The sequence below is a fragment of the Paracoccus panacisoli genome (assembly GCF_042435015.1).
Lineage (GTDB): Bacteria > Pseudomonadota > Alphaproteobacteria > Rhodobacterales > Rhodobacteraceae > Paracoccus > Paracoccus panacisoli.
This window is the reverse complement of sequence record NZ_JBHMQU010000032.1, coordinates 1-20,742: the sequence shown is the minus strand read 5'-3', so window position 1 is coordinate 20,742 and position 20,742 is coordinate 1. Positions and strand designations below refer to the sequence as shown.

Sequence of the window (20,742 nt, the reverse complement as noted above, 5' to 3'; positions counted from 1 at the left end):
CGGGGCCTTTGCTCCGGAAAGAGCCCCCGACGCGGCGCCCACTACGGCTGCGCCGCGCCCACGAAGGGGTGAGGCGGCGGGGCCACGGCGTTTCTGGACAAGCGCCGCCTGCCCGACTAGAACCCGCGCCAATTCGCGCTTTGCGCCCCGGCCGCGGCCCTGCCGCCGCGTGCCCGCGGATCATGCCCTGACCGGCCTCATGACCGGCCCCAGCTGAGGATCGCCCATGTTCGTCTCTCCTGCCTATGCCCAGGCTGCCGGCGCGCCCGGCGGCGCCGCCGCCTTCGCGCAGTTCGTCCCGCTGCTGCTGGTCTTCGTGATCATGTATTTCCTGATCCTGCGCCCGCAGCAGAAGAAGATGTCCCAGCACCGGGCGATGGTCGCGGCGCTGAAGAAGGGCGACCAGGTGATCACCCAGGGCGGGCTGATCGGCAAGGTCGTGGGCGTGCGCGACGACGAACTGGACGTCGAGCTGGCGCAGGGCGTGCGCGTCCGCGTCGTCCGGTCGAGCATCGCGCAGGTCGTGAACCGTACCGCGCCCGTCGCCGCCAACAGCTGAGCCGCCCCCATCATGCTGCAGATCCCGCTGTGGAAACGCATTGCGATCCTCGCCGTCGTGGCGCTGGCCTTCGTCTATGCGATGCCCAACCTGTTCTATTCCCGCGTCGAGGCCCATAACGACGCCCTTGTCGCGGCCGAGCGCGCCGGGTTCGAGACGCCCGAGCAGGCCGCCGCGCGCGGCCTCTGGCCGTCGTGGCTGCCGTCGAGCCTCGTCAACCTCGGGCTCGACCTGCGCGGCGGGGCGCATCTTTTGGGCGAGGTCCACACGGCCGACGTCTACAAGTCCCGCATGACCGCCCTCTGGCCCGAGCTGCGCGACGCGCTCGCGGCCGAGCGCGACACGCTGGGCGCCGTGCGCCGCGTGCCGGGCCCCGAGGACGAGCTGCGGGTCGAGATCGGCAACCCCGACCAGATGGCCCGCGCGGTCGAGATCGCCCGGACCCTCGCCGCGCCGGTCGTGTCGCTGACCGGCGCGGGGTCGTCGAGCCTCGACATCACGGCCAACGGGCCGACGATGATGATCAAGCTGTCGGACGCCGAGAAGGCCGCCACCGACGACCGCACCATCCAGCAGTCGCTCGAGATCGTGCGCCGCCGAGTGGACGAGGTCGGCACGCGCGAACCGACCATCCAGCGCCAGGGCAAGGACCGCATCCTCATCCAGGTGCCCGGCATCGGCTCGGCCGAAGAGCTGAAGAAGCTGATCGGCACCACCGCCAAGCTGACCTTCAACCCGGTCGTCGGCCGCGGCACCGACCCGAACGCGCCGGCCGGCGTCGGCAACATCGTGGTCCCCTCGCTCGACGAGCAGGGCGTCTACTACACCATCGCCGAGGCCCCCGTGGTCACAGGCGAAGAGCTAACCGACGCGCGGCCCTCGTTCGACCAGAACGGCCAGCCCTCGGTCGATTTCCGCTTCAACCCGCAGGGCGCGCGCCGCTTCGGCGCCTATACCTCGGCCAACGTCGGCCAGCCCTTCGCCATCGTGCTCGACAACCAGGTGATCTCGGCGCCGGTGATCCGCGACGCGATCACCACCGGCTCGGGGCAGATTTCGGGGTCGATGGGCGTGGACGAATCGAACCGCCTCGCCGTGCTGCTGCGCGCGGGCGCGCTGCCGGCCGAGATGACCTTCCTCGAGGAACGGACCATCGGCCCGGAACTGGGGCAGGATTCGATCGACGCGGGCAAGATCGCGGCGGTCGTCGGCACCATCCTCGTCGTGGCCTATATCGTCGCCAGCTACGGGCTCTTCGGCGTCTTTGCCTCGATCGCGGTGATCGTGAACGTGGTGATGATCCTCGCCATCATGTCGGCGATGGGGGCGACGCTGACGCTGCCCGGCATCGCCGGGATCGTGCTGACCGTGGGCACCGCGGTCGACGCCAACGTGATCATCTACGAGCGCATCCGCGAGGAGCTGCGCGCCGGCAAGCGCGTCGCCACCGCCATCAACAACGGCTTCAACGAGGCGATGAGCGCGATCATCGACGCCAACGTGACGACCTTCATCGCGGCACTGGTGATGTTCTTCCTGGGCTCGGGCCCGGTCAAGGGCTTCGCCGTGACGCTGACCATCGGCCTCGTGACCTCGGTCTTCACCGCGATCTTCCTCACCCGGTTGATGATCGTGCTGTGGCTCGACTGGCGCAAGCCCAAGACACTCGTTCTGTAAGGGGGGCGTGAGATGGCCTTTCGTCTGAAACTCGTTCCCGACGTCACCCACTACGACTTCTTCCGTTGGCAGAAGCTGACCTTCGGCATCTCGGCGGTGGCGATGATCGCCTCGGTGATCATCATCTTCCTGAACGGCTTCAACTTCGGCATCGACTTCAAGGGCGGCACGACCATCCGCGCCGAAAGCCCGACGGCCTTCGAGGTCTCGGACTACCGGCAGGCGCTCGGCGGGTTGAACCTCGGGGATGTGTCGATCACCGAGGTCTTCGATCCGTCCTTCGGCGCCGACCGGCACGTCGCCATGATCCGCATCGGCACCTCGGGCGAGACCGGCTCGGTCACCCCCGAAGAGCTGAACCAGGTCGAGGCGGCGCTGAAGACCGTCGATCCGCAGGTCCGCTTCGCCGCGGTCGAGTCGGTCGGTCCCAAGGTGTCGGGCGAGTTGATCAAGACCGCGCTCTACGCCGTAGGCGCGGCGACGCTGGGGATCCTGTTCTACGTCTGGCTGCGGTTCGAGTGGCAGTTTGCGGTGGGCGGCGTGTTCGCGCTCGTTCACGACATCCTGCTGACGGCCGGCATCTTCTCGCTGTTCCAGATCAAGTTCGACCTCTCGACCATCGCGGCGCTGCTGACCATCCTCGGCTATTCGATCAACGACACCGTCGTGGTGTTCGACCGGCTGCGCGAAAACCTGATCAAGTTCAAGACGATGCCGCTGATCGACGTGATGAACCTGACGGTGAACGAAACGCTGTCGCGCACCATCATGACGGCGGTGGCGACCGCGCTCGCGCTCGCCGCGCTGCTCGCGCTGGGGGGCGACGTGATCCGGGGCTTCGTCTTCGCGATGCTCTGGGGCGTGTTCGTCGGCTGCTACTCGACGATCTACGTCGCCAAGAACATCGTGCTGTGGCTGGGGGTGAAGCGGGACTGGTCGAAGCCCGAAAAGACCCCGGCGGGCGAGGTCAGCGACCTGGCCGGAACGCCGTTCCAGGACCGCCCCTGATGGCGATGAAGGAAACCGACTTCGCCGGCGCGGTCCCCGTGGACGGCTACGGCCCCGGTTTCTTTCGCGTCGGCGGCCGGCTGCACCACGGTCCGGTGATCGTGACCGCCGCGGGGCCGCGGCCCTGGGGCGGGCTCGACGACCTCGCGGCGCTCGAGGCGCTCGGGGGCACGGTGGACGTGCTGTTCCTCGGCATGGGCGCCGACCCCGCGCGGCCGCCCGCGGCGCTGTCCCAAGCGCTCGCCGCGGCGGGCCTCGCGGTCGAGCCGACCGCCACGCCCACCGCTGCGCGCAGCTACAACGTCACCCTGTCCGAGGGGCGGCGCGTCGCCTGCGCGCTTCTGCCGGTGTGACGGCGCCGCTGGTCACCGCCCATGACCTCGCCGTGTCGCGCGGCGGGCGGCGGGCGGTCGAACGGGTCGCCTTCACCCTCGCGCCGGGCGAGGCGCTGATCCTCCGCGGCCCGAACGGGATCGGCAAGACGACGCTGCTGCGCACCGTGGCCGGGCTTCAGCCCCCCGCCGCGGGCCGCATCGAGGCCGACCCCGACGCCATCGCCTATGCCGCCCACGCCGACGGACTGAAGGGCGCGCTGACCGTGGCCGAGAACCTCGACTTCTGGCGCGCGGTCTTCGGCGGCCCGCCGATCGGCGCGGCGCTCGAAGCCATGAACCTCGCCGCGCTGGCCGAGCGTCCCGCGGCGATGCTCTCGGCCGGGCAGAAGCGCCGCACGGGGCTGGCGCGGCTGATGGTCACCGGCCGCGCCGTCTGGGTGCTGGACGAGCCGACCGTCTCGCTCGACGCCGACTCGGTGGCGCTCTTCGCCCGGGTGGTGCGCGGCCACCTCGCCGCCGGCGGGGCGGCGCTGATGGCGACCCATATCGACCTCGGCCTGCCCGAGGCCCGCATCCTCGACCTCGCCCGCTACCGCGCCGATCCCGACCGCCCGGCGGACCGCGCCCCGGCGAGCTTCGACGAGGCCTTCGCATGACCGCCGCCCGCACCCGTGCACGACCCGCGCGCCGGCCTGACCCTTCTGTCTGGCCCGAGCACCTCAACCGCCGCCCCGGCGAGGCGGGGCCATGAAGGCGCTGCTTCTGCGCGACCTCGCGCTCGCCACCCGCGCGGGCGGCGGCTTCGGGCTTGGCCTCGCGTTCTTCCTGATCCTCTGCACCCTCGTCCCCTTCGGTGTCGGCCCCGAGGGCGGCACGCTCGCCCGCATCGCCCCCGGCATTCTCTGGGTTGGCGCGCTGCTCGCCTGCCTGCTGTCGCTCGACCGCCTGTTCGCGCTGGATTGGGAGGACGGGAGCCTCGACTTGCTCGCCACCTCGCCGTTGCCGCTCGAGGGGGCGGTGGGGATCAAGGCGCTCGCCCACTGGATCACTACCGGGCTGCCGCTGGTCGCGGCCGCGCCGCTCTTCGGCATCCTGCTGCACCTGTCAGGGGCGGCGCTGCCGTGGCTGGTGGCGGCGCTGCTGTTGGGTACGCCCGCGCTCTCGATGCTGGGCGCGTTCGGCGCGGCGCTCACGGTGGGGCTGCGGCGGGGCGGGCTGCTCATGTCGCTGCTGGTGCTGCCGCTTTACGTCCCCACGCTGATCTTTGGGGCCGAGGCGGTGCGACGTGGTGCCGCGGGGGCGGACGGGATGACCCCGCTGGTGCTGCTTGCCGGCATCAGCCTGGCGGTGCTGGCGGCCATCCCCTTTGCCGCTGCCGCCGCCCTCAGGGTCAACCTGCGGTGAGGAGGGGGCTTTCACCCCCCCGCGCGGACGGCTAGACAACCCGCATGTCGCTTTGGGAATACGCCAACCCGGTGAAGTTCATGCGCCTTTCGGGCGCGGTGCTGCCGTGGGTCTCTGCCGCCGCCGCCGTGACGCTGGTCGGCGGCCTGATCTGGGGCTTTTCGGTGCCCGAGGACTACAAGCAAGGCGCGACCGTCAAGATCATGTTCCTGCACGTGCCTGCGGCGATGATGGCGATCAACATCTGGGTGATGATGCTCGTCACCTCGCTGATCTGGCTGATCCGGCGCCACCACGTCAGCGCGCTCGCCGCCCGCGCCGCCGCCCCGGTGGGCGCGGTGATGACGGTGATCGCGCTCGTCACCGGGGCCGTCTGGGGCCAGCCGATGTGGGGGACCTGGTGGGAGTGGGACCCGCGCCTGACCTCGTTCCTGATCCTGTTTCTCTTCTACCTCGGCTACATGGCGCTCTGGGCCGCGATCGAGAACCCCGACAGCGCGGCAGACCTGACGGGCGTGCTGTGCCTCGTCGGCTCGGTCTTTGCGCTGCTCTCGCGCTATGCGGTCAATTTCTGGAACCAGGGGCTGCACCAGGGGGCGACGATCAGCGTCGCGCCGGGGGACCGGATCAGCTCGGTCTACAGCTACCCGCTTTATACCTGCATGGCCGGGTTCTTCCTGTTGTTCCTCGCCCTGCTGCTGGTCCGCACAAGGACCGAGATCCGCCGCCGCCGGACCGCGGCGCTGCTGGCGCGCGAGGTGCGGGGATGATCGTCGAACTCGGCAAATACGCCGTTCCGGTGCTGTCGGCCTGGGCCATCTCGCTGGCGCTGATCGTGGCGCTGGTGGTCCAGACGCTCGCCGCCAGCGCCCGCGCGCGACGCGATCTCGAGCGGGTCGAGCCGCCCCGCAAACCCCAGCAGGAGTCGCGCCGTGGCTAGGATCTCACCCCTCGTCGCCCTGCCGCCGGTGCTGTTCGCCGGCCTCGCCGCGATGTTCTATTGGGGGATGGGCCGGGACGACCCGACCGCGATCCCCTCGACCCTGATCGGGCAAGAGGCGCCGGCGGTGCCCGCGACAACCCTGCCGGGCGCCACGCCGCTGACCGATGCCGACCTGCGCAGCGGCAAGGTGACGCTGGTCAATTTCTGGGCCAGCTGGTGCCCGCCCTGCCGGGCCGAGCATCCGACGCTGACCGCGCTCGCGGCCGAGGGCATCCCGGTCATGGGCATCGACCTCAAGGACCCCGAGCCGGCCGCGCAGCGGTTCCTGGCCGAGCACGGCAACCCCTTCGCCCGGCTCGCCACCGACCCCCAGGGGCGCGCGGCGATCGACTGGGGCGTGACCGCCCCGCCCGAGACCTTCATCCTCGACGCCGAGGGCAGGGTGCTCTACCGCCACGCCGGGCCGCTGATCCGCGAGGACTACACCAACCGCTTCCGGCCCGAGCTGGACAAGGCGCTCGCGGCGCAGAAATAAGGACAGCGTTCGCGGCGGGGCCGGATCTGCGAGACGTTTTTCGCCCCAACCCGCTCATCGGCGAAGCATATCCGGGAAAACCGTCCTGAGGCGACGATCTGTCGGCGTGCCTGTCCCCCGTCCGACCCGGCGCGGGTTGGCGGGGCGGGCGGGGCTGCGTATCTCGACGCTCAACCCCGCTGACCCAGTGAGTGTCCCATGCGCATCATCGCCCCGTTCCTGACTGCCGCAGCCGTGGCGCTGGCGGTCCCGGCGCTGGCCCAGACCGCGCCGGCCCCCACCGCGCCCGCCGCGCCCGTGTCCGCCACCCCTGCCACTGAGGCGCCCCGCGCCCAGCACCTCGGGCCGCTCGTCACCCCCGCCGAACTGGCCGCGACCGACCGCGCGCCGCTGATCCTCGACATCCGCGGCGCGGACTACGCCAAGGGGCACATCCCCGGCGCGGTCGATGCGCCCTACAAGCTGTTCCGCGGGCCGACCGACAACCCCGGCCGCCCCGTCGCCCCCGAGCAGCTGCAGGCCACGCTCTCGCAGCTGGGGGTCGAGCTCGAGCGCCCGGTGGTGGTCGTCCATCAGGGCAGCGACCAGGACGACTTCGGCGCGGCCGCGCGGGTCTACTGGACGCTCAAATCCGCCGGGGTGCAGGACATCGCCATCCTGAACGGCGGCATGAACGGCTGGGCCGCCGCCGGCCAGCCGACCGAGACGACGCCGGTCACGCCCGAGCCGTCGTTGATCGAGATCACCTGGGACGACCGCTGGACCGCGACCGAGGCCGAGGTCGCGGCCATCGCCGCGGGCAAGGGCGATGCGGTGCTGCTCGACGCCCGGCCGCCGGGCTTCTACGAGGGGCGCCAGGCCCATGCCGCGGCCTCGGTGCCGGGCACCGTGCCGGGGGCCGAGAACGTGCCGCATACCGAGTGGTTCGCCGGCAGCACGCCCGCCATCGCCCCGGCCGCCACGGCCGCGGACGTCGCCCGCGCGCTGGGGCTCAACCCCGAGCGCGAGATCGTCACCTTCTGCAACACCGGTCACTGGGCCGCGACCGAGTGGTTCGCGCTCTCGGAACTCGCCGGGTTGCCGGACGTGAAGATGTATCCCGAATCGATGGTCGGCTATACCCGGGGCGACCACGAGATCGCCAACCGGCCGGGGCTGGTCGAGAACCTGCTGCGGCAGATCAGGGGGTAAGCGCATGGTCGCCGTCACCAGCCAGATGGGCGCGCGCGAGGCGCCCGCCACCCCGCTCGTCCCCGGCGTCGCCAGCCGCAGCGCGGCGGTGGCGCTGGCGCTCGCGGTGCTGGCCGCCGTGGCGCTGTTCGTCGGCGCGCGCTTCGCGCTGCTGCTGGCCATCGGCCTGGGGTTCGGCATCACGCTCGAGGGGCTGCGCTTCGGCTTTGCCGGCCCGTGGCGGGCGCTGATCCTGCGCCGCGAGGCGGGCGGCGTGCTCGCGCAGATCCTTGCCATCGCGCTGACCGCGCTGGTCGCCATGCCGCTGATCGCCGGGAACCCGGGTGAGCTCTCCGGGGCCGCGGCGCCGATCGGCTGGGCGATGCTCGGCGGGGCCTTCGTCTTCGGTGCGGCGATGCAGGTGGTGCTGGGCTGCGGCTCGGGCACCCTCGTCAACGCGGGCAGCGGCAACCCGGTCGCGGTCGTGGCGCTGCCGTTCTTCGCCCTCGGCAGCTTCCTCGGGTCGTTCTCGCTCGTGTGGTGGACGAACCTCGGGTCGCTGCCGGTGGTGGTGCTGGGCGGCGCGAGCGGCCTCGGGATGACGCTGGCGCTTCTGGCGGTGGTCGCGGCGGTGGTGCTGGCCGTGGCCGCGCCCGGGCATCGGCGCATCCCCGGCCGCTGGGTGGCGGCGGCGGGGCTGCTGGCCGCGCTGGCGCTGGCAAACTTGATCGTCTCGGGCCAGCCGTGGGGCGTGGTTTACGGCCTCGGTCTCTGGGGCGCCAAGGCGGCCGCGAGCCTGGGCGTGGACCTGAGCGCCTCGGCCTTCTGGTCGGCGCCGGGGAACGCCGCGCGGGTGACGCAGAGCGTGCTGACCGACATCACCTCGCTGACCGCCTTCGGGACCATCCTCGGGGCGATGCTCGTGGCCTTCTGGCGGGGCGGGCTGGCGCAGCGGCTGCCGGACCTGCCGGCGCGGGCGTGGGTCGCCACCGTCGTCTCGGGGCTGCTGCTCGGCTATTCCTCGCGGCTCGCCTTCGGCTGCAACGTGGGGGCGCTGTTCTCGGGCATCTCGACCGGCAGCCTGCACGGCTGGGCATGGCTGGTGATGGGCTTCGCCGGGTCGGCGGTCGGTGTCCGGCTGCGCCCCTGGCTCGGGATGGAGGGGCGGCAATGACCCGTCGCGTGATGGCGGCCCTGTGCCTCGCCGGGCTTGCCGCGCTGATCGGCGCGGACCTCGCGGCCGCGCCCCCCAACCCCTACCGCGCGCCGGCGATGCTGGCGCTTGGCTCGGGCGCGGTGGCGAGCGGCGGGTTCTGCGGCGCGCTGCCGCGCTGAGGAACGGCGCGCGCCCGCTTGCAGGTGCGCGCCGCTTGGTCGAGCCGACTTACCAGTTGAAGTCGTCGGAGCCGAGTTCGCCGAGCCGGGTCCACTCGATCCGCAGCACGTCCGCGCCATGCCGGAACTCGACATGGTTGCCGGCCTGCACGAGATGCGCGCGCACGTCCGCATAGCTGTCGAGGCCCGCGAAGCTGCGCAGGTCGATCACGTCGTCGTCGCTGTCGAAGTTGCGCACCGTGTCGAGACCGGCGGTGAAGACGAAGCGGTCGTCGCCCTCGCCGCCGCGCAGCATGTCGTTGCCCGCCCCGCCGTTCAGGTAGTCGCTGCCCTCGCCCGCGGCGAGGTCGTCGTTGCCGAGCCCGCCGATCAGCGTGTCGTTGCCCTCGCCGCCGATCAGGATGTCGTGGCCGGCGCCCGCGTCGATGCGGTCGTCGCCCTCGAGCCCGAAGATTCGGTCGCCGCCGGCGCCCGAGCTGACGATGTCGTTGCCTTCGCCCGCGTTGATGGTGTCGGACCCGGTCCCCGAGCGGAGGGTGTCGTTGCCTTCCCCGGCGTTGATCAGGTTGTTGCCGTCGCCGCCGTCCAGCATGTCGTTGCCGCTTTCGTCGGTGATCCGGTCATTGCCGGCCCCGCCCCACACCCGGTCCTCGCCCTTGCCGGCCACGATGATGTCGTCGCCGTTCTCGCCCCAGATGCTGTCGTGGTCGTCGCCGCCATAAATCGTGTCGTTGCCGGCCCGGCCGTAGATTCGGTCGTCCCCGTCGAACCCGCGGATCAGGTCCGCCCAGGCGGTGCCGTAGAGGGTGTTGTTCTCGTTGGTGCCGTTGATGGTCGCCATCGGTCAGATCCCTTGCTGCATGAACATCGGAAGAACCGTCACGCTGGCACGGGGCGCGCGGGCCGCGCAATTCAACATTTGCCCAACCGAATGTGAAAAGGGCCCCGCTTGGGGGCCCCCTCGATCCTCAGCCCGGCGCGGGCTCAGCTCTTGGCGAGGTTCCGCAGCACGTAGTGCAGCACGCCGCCGTTCTTCAGATACTCGATCTCGACCTCGGTATCGACACGGGCCTTGAGGTCCACGATCTTCTCGGTCCCGTCGGCATAGCGGATCGTCGCCGGCACGATCTTGAGCGGCTTGAACCCGTCCGCGAGCCCGTGGATCGAGATCACCTCGGCGCCGGTCAGCCCCAGGGTCTTGCGGGTGTCGCCGCCGGTGAACTCGAACGGGATGACCCCCATGCCGACGAGGTTCGAGCGGTGGATGCGCTCGAAGCTCTCGGCGATGACCGCCTTGACGCCCAGAAGGTTGGTGCCCTTGGCCGCCCAGTCGCGGCTGGAGCCTGCTCCGTATTCGACGCCGCCCACCACGACCAGCGGGGTGCCGGCCTGCTGATAGGCCATCGCCGCGTCGTAGATCGAGGTCTCGTCGCCGTCCGGCCCCTTGGTGTAGCCGCCCTCGACCCCCTCGAGCATCTCGTTCTTGATGCGGATGTTGGCGAAGGTGCCCCGCATCATGATCTCGTGGTTGCCGCGGCGCGAGCCGTAGCTGTTGAAGTCGGCGGGCGCCACCTGGCGCTCGGTCAGGTATTTCCCCGCCGGGGTGGTCGGCTTGAACGAGCCCGCGGGCGAGATGTGGTCGGTGGTGATCATGTCGCCCAGCACCGCCAGCACCCGCGCGCCCTCGATGTCGGTGATGACGCCCGGCTCGCGGTTCATGCCCTGGAAGTAGGGCGGGTTCTGGATGTAGGTCGAGGTCGCCGGCCAGTCATAGGTCTCGCTGTCGGTGGTCTCGACCGCCTGCCAGCGCTCGTCGCCCTTGAACACGTCGGCATATTTCGACTGGAACATCTCGCGGGTGACGACCTTGTGGACGAGGTCCGAGACCTCGGCCGAGGTCGGCCAGATGTCCTTGAGGAACACGTCGCGGCCGTCCTTGTCCTGGCCGATCGGCTCACGGGTGATGTCGATGTTCATGTCGCCCGCGATGGCATAGGCCACGACCAGCGGCGGGCTGGCGAGGTAGTTGGCGCGCACGTCCGGCGAGATCCGCCCCTCGAAGTTGCGGTTGCCCGACAGCACCGACACGGCGACGAGGTCGTTCTCGGCGATCGCCTTGCTGATCTCGGGCTCGAGCGGGCCCGAGTTGCCGATGCAGGTCGTGCAGCCGAAGCCCACGAGGTTGAACCCCAGCGCGTCCAGATCGTCCTGCAGCCCGGCGGCGTCGAGATATTCCGCCACCACCTGCGACCCGGGGGCGAGCGAGGTCTTGACCCACGGCTTGCGGGTCAGCCCCAGCGCCCGCGCCTTGCGCGCGACGAGCCCCGCGGCCATCAGCACATAGGGGTTCGAGGTGTTGGTGCACGACGTGATCGCCGCGATCACCACCGAGCCGTCGTTGAGGGTGAAGTCGCGGCCCTCGACGGGGGCGCCGAACAGCTCGGCCCCGCCGCGGTTGCCGCCCGGGATCTGGTCCGACGAGGGCGACGGCGCGCCGCCTTCCTCGGTCATCTCGAACTTCTGCTCTTTCGGGACCGACGGGGCGGGCTTCAGCCCCTCGATATAGGCCTTGAAGGTCTGCGCCGCGGCGTCAAGCGCGACGTGGTCCTGCGGCCGCTTGGGGCCCGAGATGGCAGGCACCACGTCGCCCAGGTCGAGCGAGAGGGTCGAGGTGTAGACCGGCTCATAGGCCGCGTCGCGCCACAGGCCGTTGGCCTTGGCATAGGCTTCGACCAGCGCGATGCGGTCCTCGTCGCGGCCGGTCTGGCGCAGGTAGCGCAGCGTCTCGTCATCGACGGGGAAGAAGCCGCAGGTGGCGCCGTATTCGGGGGCCATGTTGGCGATGGTCGCGCGGTCGGCGAGCGGCATGTTGTCGAGGCCGGCGCCGTAGAACTCGACGAACTTGCCGACCACCTTGTGGTCGCGCAGCATCTTGACGACCTTGAGCACGAGGTCGGTCGCGGTCACGCCTTCCTTGAGCGCGCCGGTGATCTTGAAGCCCACGACCTCGGGGATCAGCATCGACACGGGCTGGCCCAGCATCGCCGCCTCGGCCTCGATCCCGCCGACGCCCCAGCCGAGCACGGCGAGGCCGTTGACCATCGTCGTGTGGCTGTCGGTGCCGACCAGCGTGTCGGGATAGGCCACGGTCTTGCCGTCCTGGTCGGTGTCGGTCCAGACGGTCTGGGCCAGATACTCGAGGTTCACCTGGTGGCAGATGCCGGTCCCGGGCGGCACCACGCGGAAGTTGTTGAACGCGCCCTGGCCCCATTTCAGGAACTGATAGCGTTCCATGTTTCGGTCGTATTCCAGATCGACGTTGCGCTGGAAGGCGCGCGGGGTGCCGAACTCGTCCACCATCACCGAGTGGTCGATGACCAGATCGACCGGGTTCAGCGGGTTGATCTTCTGCGCGTCGCCGCCAAGCGCCTTGATCCCGTCGCGCATCGCGGCGAGGTCCACGACCGCCGGAACGCCGGTGAAGTCCTGCATCAGCACGCGGGCCGGGCGATAGGCGATCTCGCGGTCCGACTTGCCGCCGTCCTGCGCCCACTGGGCGAAGGCCTTGATGTCGTCCACGCTGACGGTGAAGCCGTCATCCTCGAAGCGCAGCATGTTCTCGAGCACGACTTTGAGCGCCGCGGGCAGGCGCGAGAAATCGCCAAGCCCCGCCTCGGTCGCGGCCGGGATCGAGTAATAGGCGTAGGTCGCGCCGCCCGCGGAAAGCTCGCGGCGGGTCTTGGCGGTGTCGGTTCCGGTGACGATCGGCATGGCTGTCCTTTCAACGGTGGAGAGCTGGCGGGAGGGCGGGTCTGCGCCCCGATTGCCCCGATCCGCCGCGCAGCGCAAGCGCTGCATGGCGGGTCGGCGGCCCCCGGGGCGCGTCTTTGTATGCCATAGTATACATTTAGCGCGGGCGCTGCAAGCGGGGCATTGCGGTGGGGCGAACCGTGGCCGCGGGGCGCGGGCGGAACGCCGCGCCGGGCCGGGTGCGGCGGTCACGCCACAGCGCGCGGGTCTAACGAAGCGTTGATTTGGCCGCTCCGGCGAATTGGCCCTAAAGACAGGCCATGTCCTGCGCCGCGCCGACCCCATTCCGCCACCCCGTCCCGACTTCGCGGCTGGCCTGCGCCCTGTCATCGGGTCCCTCCTCCGGGCCGGGCCGGACGCCGCTCAAGGCGCTGGCACTCGCGCTGTCCGTGCTGCTCGTCTCGCTGACCGCCGCGCCGCACGCGCTCTCCGCCGACCCCTTCGATGGCGCGCCGGGGCAGGAGCAGGTGGGCGACGCGCCCGACACCGGCGACTTCGATCCCGGCTTCGACCCGGGCGACATGGGTGACGCCGCCGATCCCAGCGACATCGCGGTGATCGAGGCCCCCGACGACAACGGCTACACCGTCCCGGGCGAGGGGTTCGTCGAGGACATGCCGATGGGCGGAGAGGGCTTCGCCCTCGTCCCCGAGCGCGCCGACCCGATGCGCGGGCAGGCCGCCCCGGCGCCCCGCGCGGCGATGGCGCGCAGCATCGCGGCGCCGGTGGTGGTCGAGCTCTTCACCGCGCAGGGCTGCTCGACCTGCCCGGCGGCCGATGCGCTGCTGGCCGGGCTCGCCGACCTGCCGGGCGTGCTGCCGCTCAGCTGGCACGTGGACTACTGGGACTATCTCGGCTGGACCGACAATTTCGCCGACCCCCGCCACACCACCCGGCAAGAGGGCTACGCCGCCGCCGCCGGCGAGCGCGGGGTCTATACGCCGCAGATCATCGTGGACGGGCAGGACACGCTGATCGGCGTGGGCCGGATGGGACTGCTCGCCCTCATCGACGAACATTCGAGCCGCCCGCCCGCCGTCATGGTCACCGCGGCCGAGGACGGCGGCAACCCGGTGATCGACCTGACCCCCCGGGCGGCGATCCCCGGCGGCGTCGACGTGCTGCTGGTCCGCTACCTGCCCGAGCGCAAGGTGCGGATCGACGGCGGCGAGAACCGCGGCCACTCGATCCTCTACCGCAACATCGTGGTGGGGGTCGAAAAGCTCAGCGCCTGGCCGGCCCGCACCCCGCTGCGCCTGACCGTGCGGCCGGGCACCATGGCAAGCCGCGGCTACCCCGCCGACACCCGCCACGCGATCCTCGTCCAGCAGCCGCTGCGGGGCGGGCGTCCGGGGCCGATCCTCGCGGCGCTGCGGCTCGACTGACAGGGCAGGGGGCCGCTCGCCCCCGCCGTCCGTGCTGATGGATCTTTCGACCGCCCGGGCGGTGAGGCCGCGCTTGACCGGGGCCGCCGCCCCCCCTATCTCGGCGCCTGCGGATGGCTGGATGACCGCGGGCGGGCCGACCTTCGGGGCGGGGCCGCGCGAGGAAAGTCCGGGCTCCATGCAGGCACGGTGCCGGGTAACGCCCGGCGGGGGCAACCCCAGGGAAAGCGCCACAGAGAAGAGACCGCCAGCGGCCACGCCCCCTCGGGGACCAACCGCAGGCAAGGGTGAAACGGTGGGGTAAAAGCCCACCGCGGGACGGGCAACCGGACCGGCACGGCAAGCCCCACCGGGAGCAATGCCGAATAGGGATCGCGCGCGGGGGCAACCCCGCAGGGCCGCCTGCGCCCCAGCAGATCCGGGTTGGCAGCTTGAGCCCGTCAGCAATGGCGGGCCGAGAGGAATGGTCATCCAGAGGGGCGCAAGCCCCTTGGACAGAACCCGGCTTACAGGCCATCCGCGCGTTTCCAACTCCTGCGCTGCCCCGCACGCGACGTCCCGTGTCGCGGCGGCAGACCGACTGATGAAAATTGTGTCTGTCGGTTCGGCAACTCATGCTAAAGTTGCAGGGATTGTCGTACCCATTTTCAGTTTCGCGAGGGATTCCATGCTGCCGCACCCCGAATCCGTCCTGCGCGATGCCATCCCGGTCGAGCTGGCCGCCGGCCTCGCGCTGTCCTCCACCCCCGGCGCCGACCGCGGCACGCGGCTGGCGCTCGCGCTCATGCGCCACATGGTCCAGCCGGTGATCCTGATGGACCCCGATGGCCGCGTGACCCAGCTCAACCCCGCCGCGCAGTCGCTGCTTATGCCGGGTGAGCCGGGGCGGTTCGGCCCCGGCGGCCGCTTCTGGTGGCAGCTCTGGCCCCATGCCGATGGGCTGGCTCTCCGCGGCGCGCTGGCCGAGGCCGCGGGCGGCGAGACGGTGCGCGTCACGCTCGATTGCCGCCGCGCGGTCGCCTCGACCGCGGTGCTGGTGCCGATCGAGGATGCGGGTGGCGGCGTCGCCAAGGTCATGTGCCTGCTCAGGGCGCGCTGAGGGCGTTTTCGGCGGCATTTCCTGCCGAATCCGGTTGACACCCGGGTGGGCACGCTTAAAAGGCGGGCTTCACAGATTAGGACGGGGTAATCGGACAGCGGCCCAGAGGCCCGCCCCGCAGCAGGAGCAGGACCAATGGCGAAGCCGACGACGATCAAGATCCGTCTGAACTCGACGGCGGGAACCGGGCACTTCTACGTCACCAAGAAGAACGCCCGCACGATGACCGAGAAGATGACGGTCAACAAGTACGACCCCGTCCTCCGCAAGCACGTCGAGTACAAGGAAGGCAAGATCAAGTAAGATCGCCCCCTTTCGAGACGACCCGACCGCGCCCGGCCCTGCAGCGGCGCGGTTTTCCGTTTTGGAGAGCGGTCTGGGCGCCGGGTCCGATCTGTCCTGCCATTGATCGGGAACAAGCGGTCATGTTGTGCGACCTAGGTCGCGTTGCCAAACCGCGGTCGGCGGTTAACCTCGAGGGACAGCCGGGCTTCCGGCTCTGTCAGGAGGAGACGACGAACATGGCCTGGACCAAACCCATTCTCAAGGAAATCGCCTGCGGCATGGAGATCAACATGTACGCGCCGGCCGAGGACGAGCCCGTTCTGTTCTGACCGGTCGGGCGGCCCTCAGGTGATCGGGCCGCCCCACTTGCTCCCAGCTTGAAGCTATCGAGAGGACCCGCCGATGCGGATCATCATCCTCGGGGCCGCAGCGGGCGGAGGATTGCCGCAATGGAATTGCGGTTGCCGGAACTGCGTTTCCGCTCGATCGGACAGGCTTGCGCCGATGTCGCAAAGTGCGATCGCCGTCAGCGCTGACGGCGAGACATGGGCCGTTATCAATGCATCGCCTGACATCCGCGCTCAGATCTCGGCCACGCCCCAGTTGCACCCGAACGGCCTGCGCGACAGCCCGCTGCGAGCTGTGCTGGTGACCAACGGCGATCTCGATCACGTCGCCGGGCTGATGACGCTGCGCGAAGGTCAGGCATTCGACCTGTTCGCCACCACAGCGATTCACGAGGCGCTGGCCATGAACCCGATGCTCGCGGCCCTCTCGCCGGCACTGGTAATGCGCCGAACGGTGGCGCTCGATACCCCCTTTGAGCTCGTCCCTGGTCTGACTGCGACCCTCTTTGCGGTTCCGGGCAAGGTGCCGCTTTACCTCGAGGGTGAGCGCGTCCAGACCGACCTCGTGGCGGACACCACGGTCGGGGTCGAGCTGTCGGCAAATGGCCGACGGGTCTGCTACATCCCGGGCTGTGCCGAACTTCCCGATTGGCTGACGGCGCGGATCGAGGGGGCAAACGTGCTGATGTTCGACGGCACGCTGTGGACCGACGATGAGATGATCGAGGCGGGGCTGGGCGTCAAGACCAGCCGGCGTATGGGGCACCTGCCGGTCCGCGAGAGCCTGTCGCGTCTTGATGACGTCAACGTGGGTTCGCGCATCTACGTCCACATCAACAACTCGAACCCGCTCTGCGACCCCGGCTCGGACGAGGCGCGGCAGGTTCGCGCGGCTGGCTGGCAGATCGGCCGCGATGGCATGGAGGTCGTCCCGTGACCCATCATGATCAGGCCCTCTCGCGCGAGGCGTTCGAGGCGCGGCTGCGCAACATCGGCCACGAGCGGTATCACGACAAGCATCCGTTCCATCGCCGGCTGCACGGCGGTGAATGCACACCGGACGAGGTGCGGGCCTGGGTGGTGAATCGCTGGATCTATCAGTCGCGCATCCCGATGAAGGATGCAGCCTTCCTGAGCCGCGTCGAGGACCCGCATCTGCGCCGAATCTGGCGCTCGCGGATCGAAGACCACGACGGCGGCGTCGCCGAAGGCGGGGGTATCCGGCGCTGGCTGGCGCTCGCCAGGGCGGTGGGGCTTGACCCCGACTATGTCGCGAGCGGCCGGGGCGCGATGCCGGCGACGCGCTTTGCGGTCGAGGCCTATGTCCGCTTCGTGCGGGACATGCCGCTGCTCGACGCGGTGGCCGCGAGCCTGACCGAGATGTTCGCGCCGGCGATTCATGCCGCGCGGATCGAGGGGCTGCTCCGTCACTACGATTTCGCCGATGACGCGGCGCTGAGTTATTTCCGCACCCGGCTGACAGAGGCACCCAAGGATGTCGCCTTCGGCCTGCGCTGGGTGCTGGACCATGCCGATACCGCCGAGCGGCAAGATGCGGCCGCGGCGGCGCTCGAGTTCAAGACCGACGTTCTGTGGGCACAACTTGACGCGCTGTGGCATGGCTACGTCGAGGGGCATATCCCGCCCGGGGCATGGCGGCCGGGGGAGGGGATGGCACCATGACCGCATCGTACAGGACCGGCTCGAACGGAACGCCTGCTTTGGACGGTGATCCTGCAAGCGGGGCGCGGCAGGGGGCCTCCACGCGGGACGCCGGCGTAGTGAGGCGGGCTGGGCTGACCGCCAGGGTGCTCGCGCCTAGGTCCCCGGCTGAGCCACCTGAGACGAAGGTGGTCGGCCCCGAAACGTCGCCCCTGCCGGCTGCGACCTCTTTGGATGACGGGCTGAAGGGCCACTTCATCGCTCCGCCTCCCGATCCGCCCCTCAACGGCAAGACGGTGCCCTATCTGCCGCGTGGCGTCCGCCTTGCGGATGATCCGGTGCGGGGCCTGCGCGTGTTGCAGGCCCCCGAGCGCGCCCTGCAACTCGATCCGGTGGGAGAGGCGATCCTCACATCGCTCGATGGGCGCACCCTGGACGAGATCGTGGCGGAGCTCGCAGCCCGATACGACGCACCCGAGGCGGTCATCCTCAGCGATGTGGCGAGCTTTCTGGACGATTTGATCGCTCGCCGCATGGTCTTCGTGAGGTCGGCGTGAACAGCCCCGCGCTCGCGCCACGACCGGCCCCGCGCGACCTCATGGGCCATCCGGTCACGCCTGGCCTGCCGATCGCGATGCTGGCCGAGATCACGCACCGCTGTCCGCTCGCCTGCCCCTATTGCTCGAACCCGGTCGAGTTGACCCGGGCCGCAGACGAGATCGACGCCGCAGAGTGGGCCCGGGTGTTTGCGCAGGCGGCGGCGCTTGGCGTGCTTCAGGTCCATATTTCGGGCGGCGAGCCCGCCTCGCGCCGAGACCTCGCCGACATTGTTGCAGGTGCGCGGGACGCCGGTCTCTATGTCAACCTGATTACGTCGGGGCTGGGGCTCACCCCTGCGCGTCTGCGCGAACTCGAGAGCGCCGGCGTCGAGCATTTCCAGCTTTCCCTCCAGGGCGTCGGCCCGACGATGGCCGACAGGATCAGCGGCATGAACGGCAGTTGGGCCCGCAAGCTTCAGGTGGCGCGCTGGATCGGCGACGTCGGGTTTCCGCTGACATTGAACGCCGTCGTCCATCGGCAGAACATCGACGACGTGCCGCGGATGATCGAGCTCGCGCTGGCGATGGGTGCGCGACGGATCGAAATCGCGACGGTCCAGTTTCACGGATGGGCCGACCTCAACCGCGGCGCGCTGATGCCGACCCGCGCCCAAGCCGTCACGGCGCGGCAGGTTGTCGAGGATTCGCGAACGCGGCTGCGAGGCCGGATGGTCATCGACTACGTTCCCGCGGATCACCACGCGCGCTTTCCCAAGGCCTGTATGGGCGGTTGGGGCTCAACCGGGCTCAACGTGACGCCGGACGGCATGGTGCTGCCCTGCCATGCGGCTCAGACCATACCGCGGCTGCGGTTTCAGAACGTGCGCGAGGCGACACTGGACGAGATCTGGCACGACGGCGCGGCGTTCAATGCGTTCCGCGGCACGGCGTGGATGTCCGAGCCGTGCCGGTCCTGCGCGCGCAAGACGGTTGATTTTGGCGGTTGCCGCTGTCAGGCCCTCGGGCTTGCCGGAGACCCGGCGGCCACCGATCCGGTGTGCAGCTTGTCTCCGCTCAACGCCGCCGTGCACGAAGCCGCCGAGGCTGCAGCAGCGGGCGACCCTGACGCGGTCACCTATCGCCGGCTACTGGTGAAGTAGCGGGAGTGCCGACGCCTCACAGGCGCTCTGCAGGTATTTGAGCGTTTGCCACCTGCGCGTCGAGTAGGCCGGATCATGAAGTAGGACTGTCGAGAGACCCGTTCACCCCCGGCACCCTTCGCCCGGAGAGATCGAGGATCGCCTGGGTCATTTCCTGCAACGGCACGAGCCGATCCACCGCCCCGAGCTCATGGGCGACGCGCGGCATCCCCCAGACCACCGAGGTCGCCTCGTCCTGAGCAAGACACGTCGCGCCGGCCCGGCGCAGGGCGAGCATCGCCTCGGCGCCGTCGCGGCCCATGCCGGTCAGCATCACCCCGATCGCCCGCTCGCCGAGCGCTGCCCCGCTCTCAAACAGGAAGTCCACCGAGGGCCGGTGGCCGTTGCGCTTGTCGTCGTCGACCAGTTCGCAGACCGGGGTGCGCGGCTGTCCGAGGCGCAGATGCGTCTCGCCGCCCGGCGCGATGTAGATCGATCCCTGCTGCACCGGCAGTCCGGTCTCGGCGAGCCGCACCCGCGGCGCGATCCGCGCGTCGAGCCGCTGGGCGAAGTTGGCGAGGAACGCCGGCGGCATGTGCTGGGTGATAAGGGTCGGCGGGCAGTTCGAAGGAAACTCGGCCAGGATGCGCTCCAATGCATCCACCCCGCCGGTGGAGGACCCGATCAGCACCACGCGCCCGTTCCAGGCGAAACCGCCGTCACGGGGCTCAGCCGACGCCGGAGGAGGCGCCGGGCGCGGCCGGGCGCGGATGCGGGCGCCCGCGGCGGCGACGATCAGGTCGCGCAGCCCCGCGAAATCCCCCGACTGCGGCGCCGACGGCTTGCCCACGCAGTCGACCGCGCCCAGCGACAGGGCCTGCACCGCCGCCGCGCTGCCCGATTGGGTGAGCGTCGAGACCATGATCACCGGCATCGGGCGATCGACCATCAGCCGCTCGAGGAAGGCGAGGCCGCTCTCCCCCGGCATCTCGACGTCCAGCGTCAGCACGTCGGGCCGCAGCTCGGCGATCCGCGCGGTGGCCTGGGCGGTGTCGCGGGCCTCGCCCACCACCTCAATCCGCGGATCGTCCGACAGCGCCAGCCGGATCAGCCGCCGCATCGTCATCGAGTCGTCCACGATGAGGACCTTGACCGGGCGCATCGGGTCAGGTCGGGCGGGTGAGAGGAACGGGAAGATCGTGGCGCATCGGCGGTCCCTGCGATTCGGCGTCTCTCGAACCATCGCAGAAACTGCTGAAGAACCAGTTAAATCCACCAGCGTCCGGTGAGGGCGAGGCGGGCCAGCGCCGCCCGACGGGCGAACTCGCTGGGGCCGGCAGGATCGGTGCCGGCCGCCGCACTCCGCAGCGCCGCCCCGACCGCGGCGCCGGGAAAGAGCACCGCGTGGGCCCCGCGGGGCACGCTGGCGCGCTGCCCGCGCGCGGATGCGAAGGCCTCTCGCGCGGCCTGCGCCAGCGCCGGCAGCGCCGCCGGGTCCGGGCCGGGCAGC

General features: G+C 70.4%; 23 protein-coding genes, 1 other RNA gene and 1 pseudogene. 21 read left to right on the top strand and 4 right to left on the bottom strand.

All coding sequences use genetic code 11. From position 1 onward, the window contains the following. Nucleotides 1-226: 226 nt before the first annotated feature. From yajC to ACFHYO_RS07715, 12 genes are all read left to right on the top strand, one after another. Nucleotides 227-559 (top strand): preprotein translocase subunit YajC, encoded by a 333-nt coding sequence (gene yajC, locus ACFHYO_RS07770; protein WP_036700706.1) that lies wholly within the window; start codon nt 227-229, stop codon nt 557-559. Nucleotides 560-571: 12 nt separating this feature from the next. After that, entirely contained in the window at nt 572-2,236 is a 1,665-nt protein-coding gene (gene secD, locus ACFHYO_RS07765) for a protein translocase subunit SecD (RefSeq protein WP_036700705.1), read from the top strand. A gap of 12 nt (nt 2,237-2,248) precedes the next feature. Further along, nucleotides 2,249-3,244: a protein translocase subunit SecF gene (secF, locus tag ACFHYO_RS07760; protein WP_036732958.1), complete on the top strand. Its 996-nt coding sequence runs from the start codon at nt 2,249-2,251 to the stop codon at nt 3,242-3,244. Beyond that, nucleotides 3,244-3,597 (top strand): Mth938-like domain-containing protein, encoded by a 354-nt coding sequence (locus ACFHYO_RS07755; RefSeq protein ID WP_168781972.1) that lies wholly within the window; start codon nt 3,244-3,246, stop codon nt 3,595-3,597. The genes secF and ACFHYO_RS07755 overlap by 1 nt, the downstream gene beginning before the upstream one ends. Continuing rightward, a complete protein-coding gene (ccmA, locus tag ACFHYO_RS07750; protein WP_394319535.1) occupies nt 3,594-4,235 on the top strand; it encodes a heme ABC exporter ATP-binding protein CcmA in 642 nt (213 codons plus the stop codon). Before ACFHYO_RS07755 ends, ccmA begins: the two co-directional genes overlap by 4 nt. A gap of 91 nt (nt 4,236-4,326) precedes the next feature. Then, complete coding sequence (ccmB, locus tag ACFHYO_RS07745; protein WP_036707261.1) at nt 4,327-4,983, top strand: heme exporter protein CcmB; 657 nt, start codon at nt 4,327-4,329, stop codon at nt 4,981-4,983. A 44-nt stretch (nt 4,984-5,027) separates the two neighbouring features. Then, nucleotides 5,028-5,753, top strand: coding sequence for a heme ABC transporter permease (locus ACFHYO_RS07740; RefSeq protein WP_036707259.1), 726 nt, complete (start codon nt 5,028-5,030; stop codon nt 5,751-5,753). Beyond that, nucleotides 5,750-5,923: a heme exporter protein CcmD gene (gene ccmD / locus ACFHYO_RS07735; RefSeq protein ID WP_394319532.1), complete on the top strand. Its 174-nt coding sequence runs from the start codon at nt 5,750-5,752 to the stop codon at nt 5,921-5,923. Before ACFHYO_RS07740 ends, ccmD begins: the two co-directional genes overlap by 4 nt. Further along, on the top strand, nt 5,916-6,461 hold the full coding sequence (locus ACFHYO_RS07730) for a DsbE family thiol:disulfide interchange protein (RefSeq protein ID WP_036700695.1): 546 nt from the start codon (nt 5,916-5,918) through the stop codon (nt 6,459-6,461). The genes ccmD and ACFHYO_RS07730 overlap by 8 nt, the downstream gene beginning before the upstream one ends. 198 nt (nt 6,462-6,659) lie before the next feature. After that, a complete protein-coding gene (locus tag ACFHYO_RS07725) occupies nt 6,660-7,652 on the top strand; it encodes a sulfurtransferase (RefSeq protein ID WP_394319530.1) in 993 nt (330 codons plus the stop codon). Nucleotides 7,653-7,656: 4 nt separating this feature from the next. After that, nucleotides 7,657-8,805, top strand: coding sequence for a YeeE/YedE thiosulfate transporter family protein (locus ACFHYO_RS07720; protein ID WP_394319528.1), 1,149 nt, complete (start codon nt 7,657-7,659; stop codon nt 8,803-8,805). Further along, a complete protein-coding gene (locus ACFHYO_RS07715) occupies nt 8,802-8,966 on the top strand; it encodes a hypothetical protein (RefSeq protein WP_168781975.1) in 165 nt (54 codons plus the stop codon). Before ACFHYO_RS07720 ends, ACFHYO_RS07715 begins: the two co-directional genes overlap by 4 nt. A 49-nt stretch (nt 8,967-9,015) precedes the next feature. On the opposite strand, the gene ACFHYO_RS07710 is transcribed toward ACFHYO_RS07715, so the two are convergent. Then, the gene (locus ACFHYO_RS07710; protein WP_394319526.1) at nt 9,016-9,807 is read right to left on the bottom strand and encodes a calcium-binding protein; all 792 of its coding nucleotides are present in this window, start codon (nt 9,805-9,807) and stop codon (nt 9,016-9,018) included. 143 nt (nt 9,808-9,950) lie between these two features. Beyond that, a complete protein-coding gene (gene acnA, locus ACFHYO_RS07705) occupies nt 9,951-12,737 on the bottom strand; it encodes an aconitate hydratase AcnA (protein WP_394319524.1) in 2,787 nt (928 codons plus the stop codon). Nucleotides 12,738-13,036: 299 nt separating this feature from the next. On the opposite strand from acnA, the gene ACFHYO_RS07700 reads away from it, so the two are divergent. The 9 genes from ACFHYO_RS07700 (at nt 13,037) to pqqE (ending at nt 19,253) form a co-directional block, all read left to right on the top strand. After that, entirely contained in the window at nt 13,037-14,161 is a 1,125-nt protein-coding gene (locus ACFHYO_RS07700; RefSeq protein ID WP_394319522.1) for a DUF1223 domain-containing protein, read from the top strand. Between the two features lie 109 nt (nt 14,162-14,270). Beyond that, nucleotides 14,271-14,686, top strand: an RNA gene (gene rnpB, locus ACFHYO_RS07695) — RNase P RNA component class A. 142 nt (nt 14,687-14,828) lie between these two features. Continuing rightward, nucleotides 14,829-15,260 (top strand): PAS domain-containing protein, encoded by a 432-nt coding sequence (locus ACFHYO_RS07690; RefSeq protein ID WP_394319520.1) that lies wholly within the window; start codon nt 14,829-14,831, stop codon nt 15,258-15,260. A 135-nt stretch (nt 15,261-15,395) separates the two neighbouring features. Then, the gene (gene rpmG, locus ACFHYO_RS07685) at nt 15,396-15,563 is read left to right on the top strand and encodes a 50S ribosomal protein L33 (protein ID WP_036700690.1); all 168 of its coding nucleotides are present in this window, start codon (nt 15,396-15,398) and stop codon (nt 15,561-15,563) included. Nucleotides 15,564-15,781: 218 nt separating this feature from the next. Then, on the top strand, nt 15,782-15,874 hold the full coding sequence (pqqA, locus tag ACFHYO_RS07680) for a pyrroloquinoline quinone precursor peptide PqqA (RefSeq protein ID WP_043131127.1): 93 nt from the start codon (nt 15,782-15,784) through the stop codon (nt 15,872-15,874). A gap of 73 nt (nt 15,875-15,947) precedes the next feature. Beyond that, nucleotides 15,948-16,829, top strand: a complete 882-nt coding sequence (gene pqqB, locus ACFHYO_RS07675; RefSeq protein WP_394319518.1) for a pyrroloquinoline quinone biosynthesis protein PqqB — start codon at nt 15,948-15,950, stop codon at nt 16,827-16,829. Continuing rightward, a complete protein-coding gene (gene pqqC, locus ACFHYO_RS07670) occupies nt 16,826-17,575 on the top strand; it encodes a pyrroloquinoline-quinone synthase PqqC (protein WP_394319516.1) in 750 nt (249 codons plus the stop codon). Before pqqB ends, pqqC begins: the two co-directional genes overlap by 4 nt. Nucleotides 17,576-17,742: 167 nt before the next feature. Then, complete coding sequence (gene pqqD, locus ACFHYO_RS07665) at nt 17,743-18,111, top strand: pyrroloquinoline quinone biosynthesis peptide chaperone PqqD (protein WP_394319514.1); 369 nt, start codon at nt 17,743-17,745, stop codon at nt 18,109-18,111. Nucleotides 18,112-18,152: 41 nt separating this feature from the next. Next, the gene (gene pqqE / locus ACFHYO_RS07660; protein ID WP_394319592.1) at nt 18,153-19,253 is read left to right on the top strand and encodes a pyrroloquinoline quinone biosynthesis protein PqqE; all 1,101 of its coding nucleotides are present in this window, start codon (nt 18,153-18,155) and stop codon (nt 19,251-19,253) included. Nucleotides 19,254-19,326: 73 nt separating this feature from the next. Here the strand turns inward: pqqE and ACFHYO_RS07655 are convergent, their stop codons facing one another. Further along, a complete protein-coding gene (locus tag ACFHYO_RS07655; RefSeq protein WP_394319512.1) occupies nt 19,327-20,394 on the bottom strand; it encodes a protein-glutamate methylesterase/protein-glutamine glutaminase in 1,068 nt (355 codons plus the stop codon). Between the two features lie 104 nt (nt 20,395-20,498). Beyond that, nucleotides 20,499-20,742, bottom strand: a pseudogene (locus tag ACFHYO_RS07650) (squalene/phytoene synthase family protein); the annotation flags it as partial.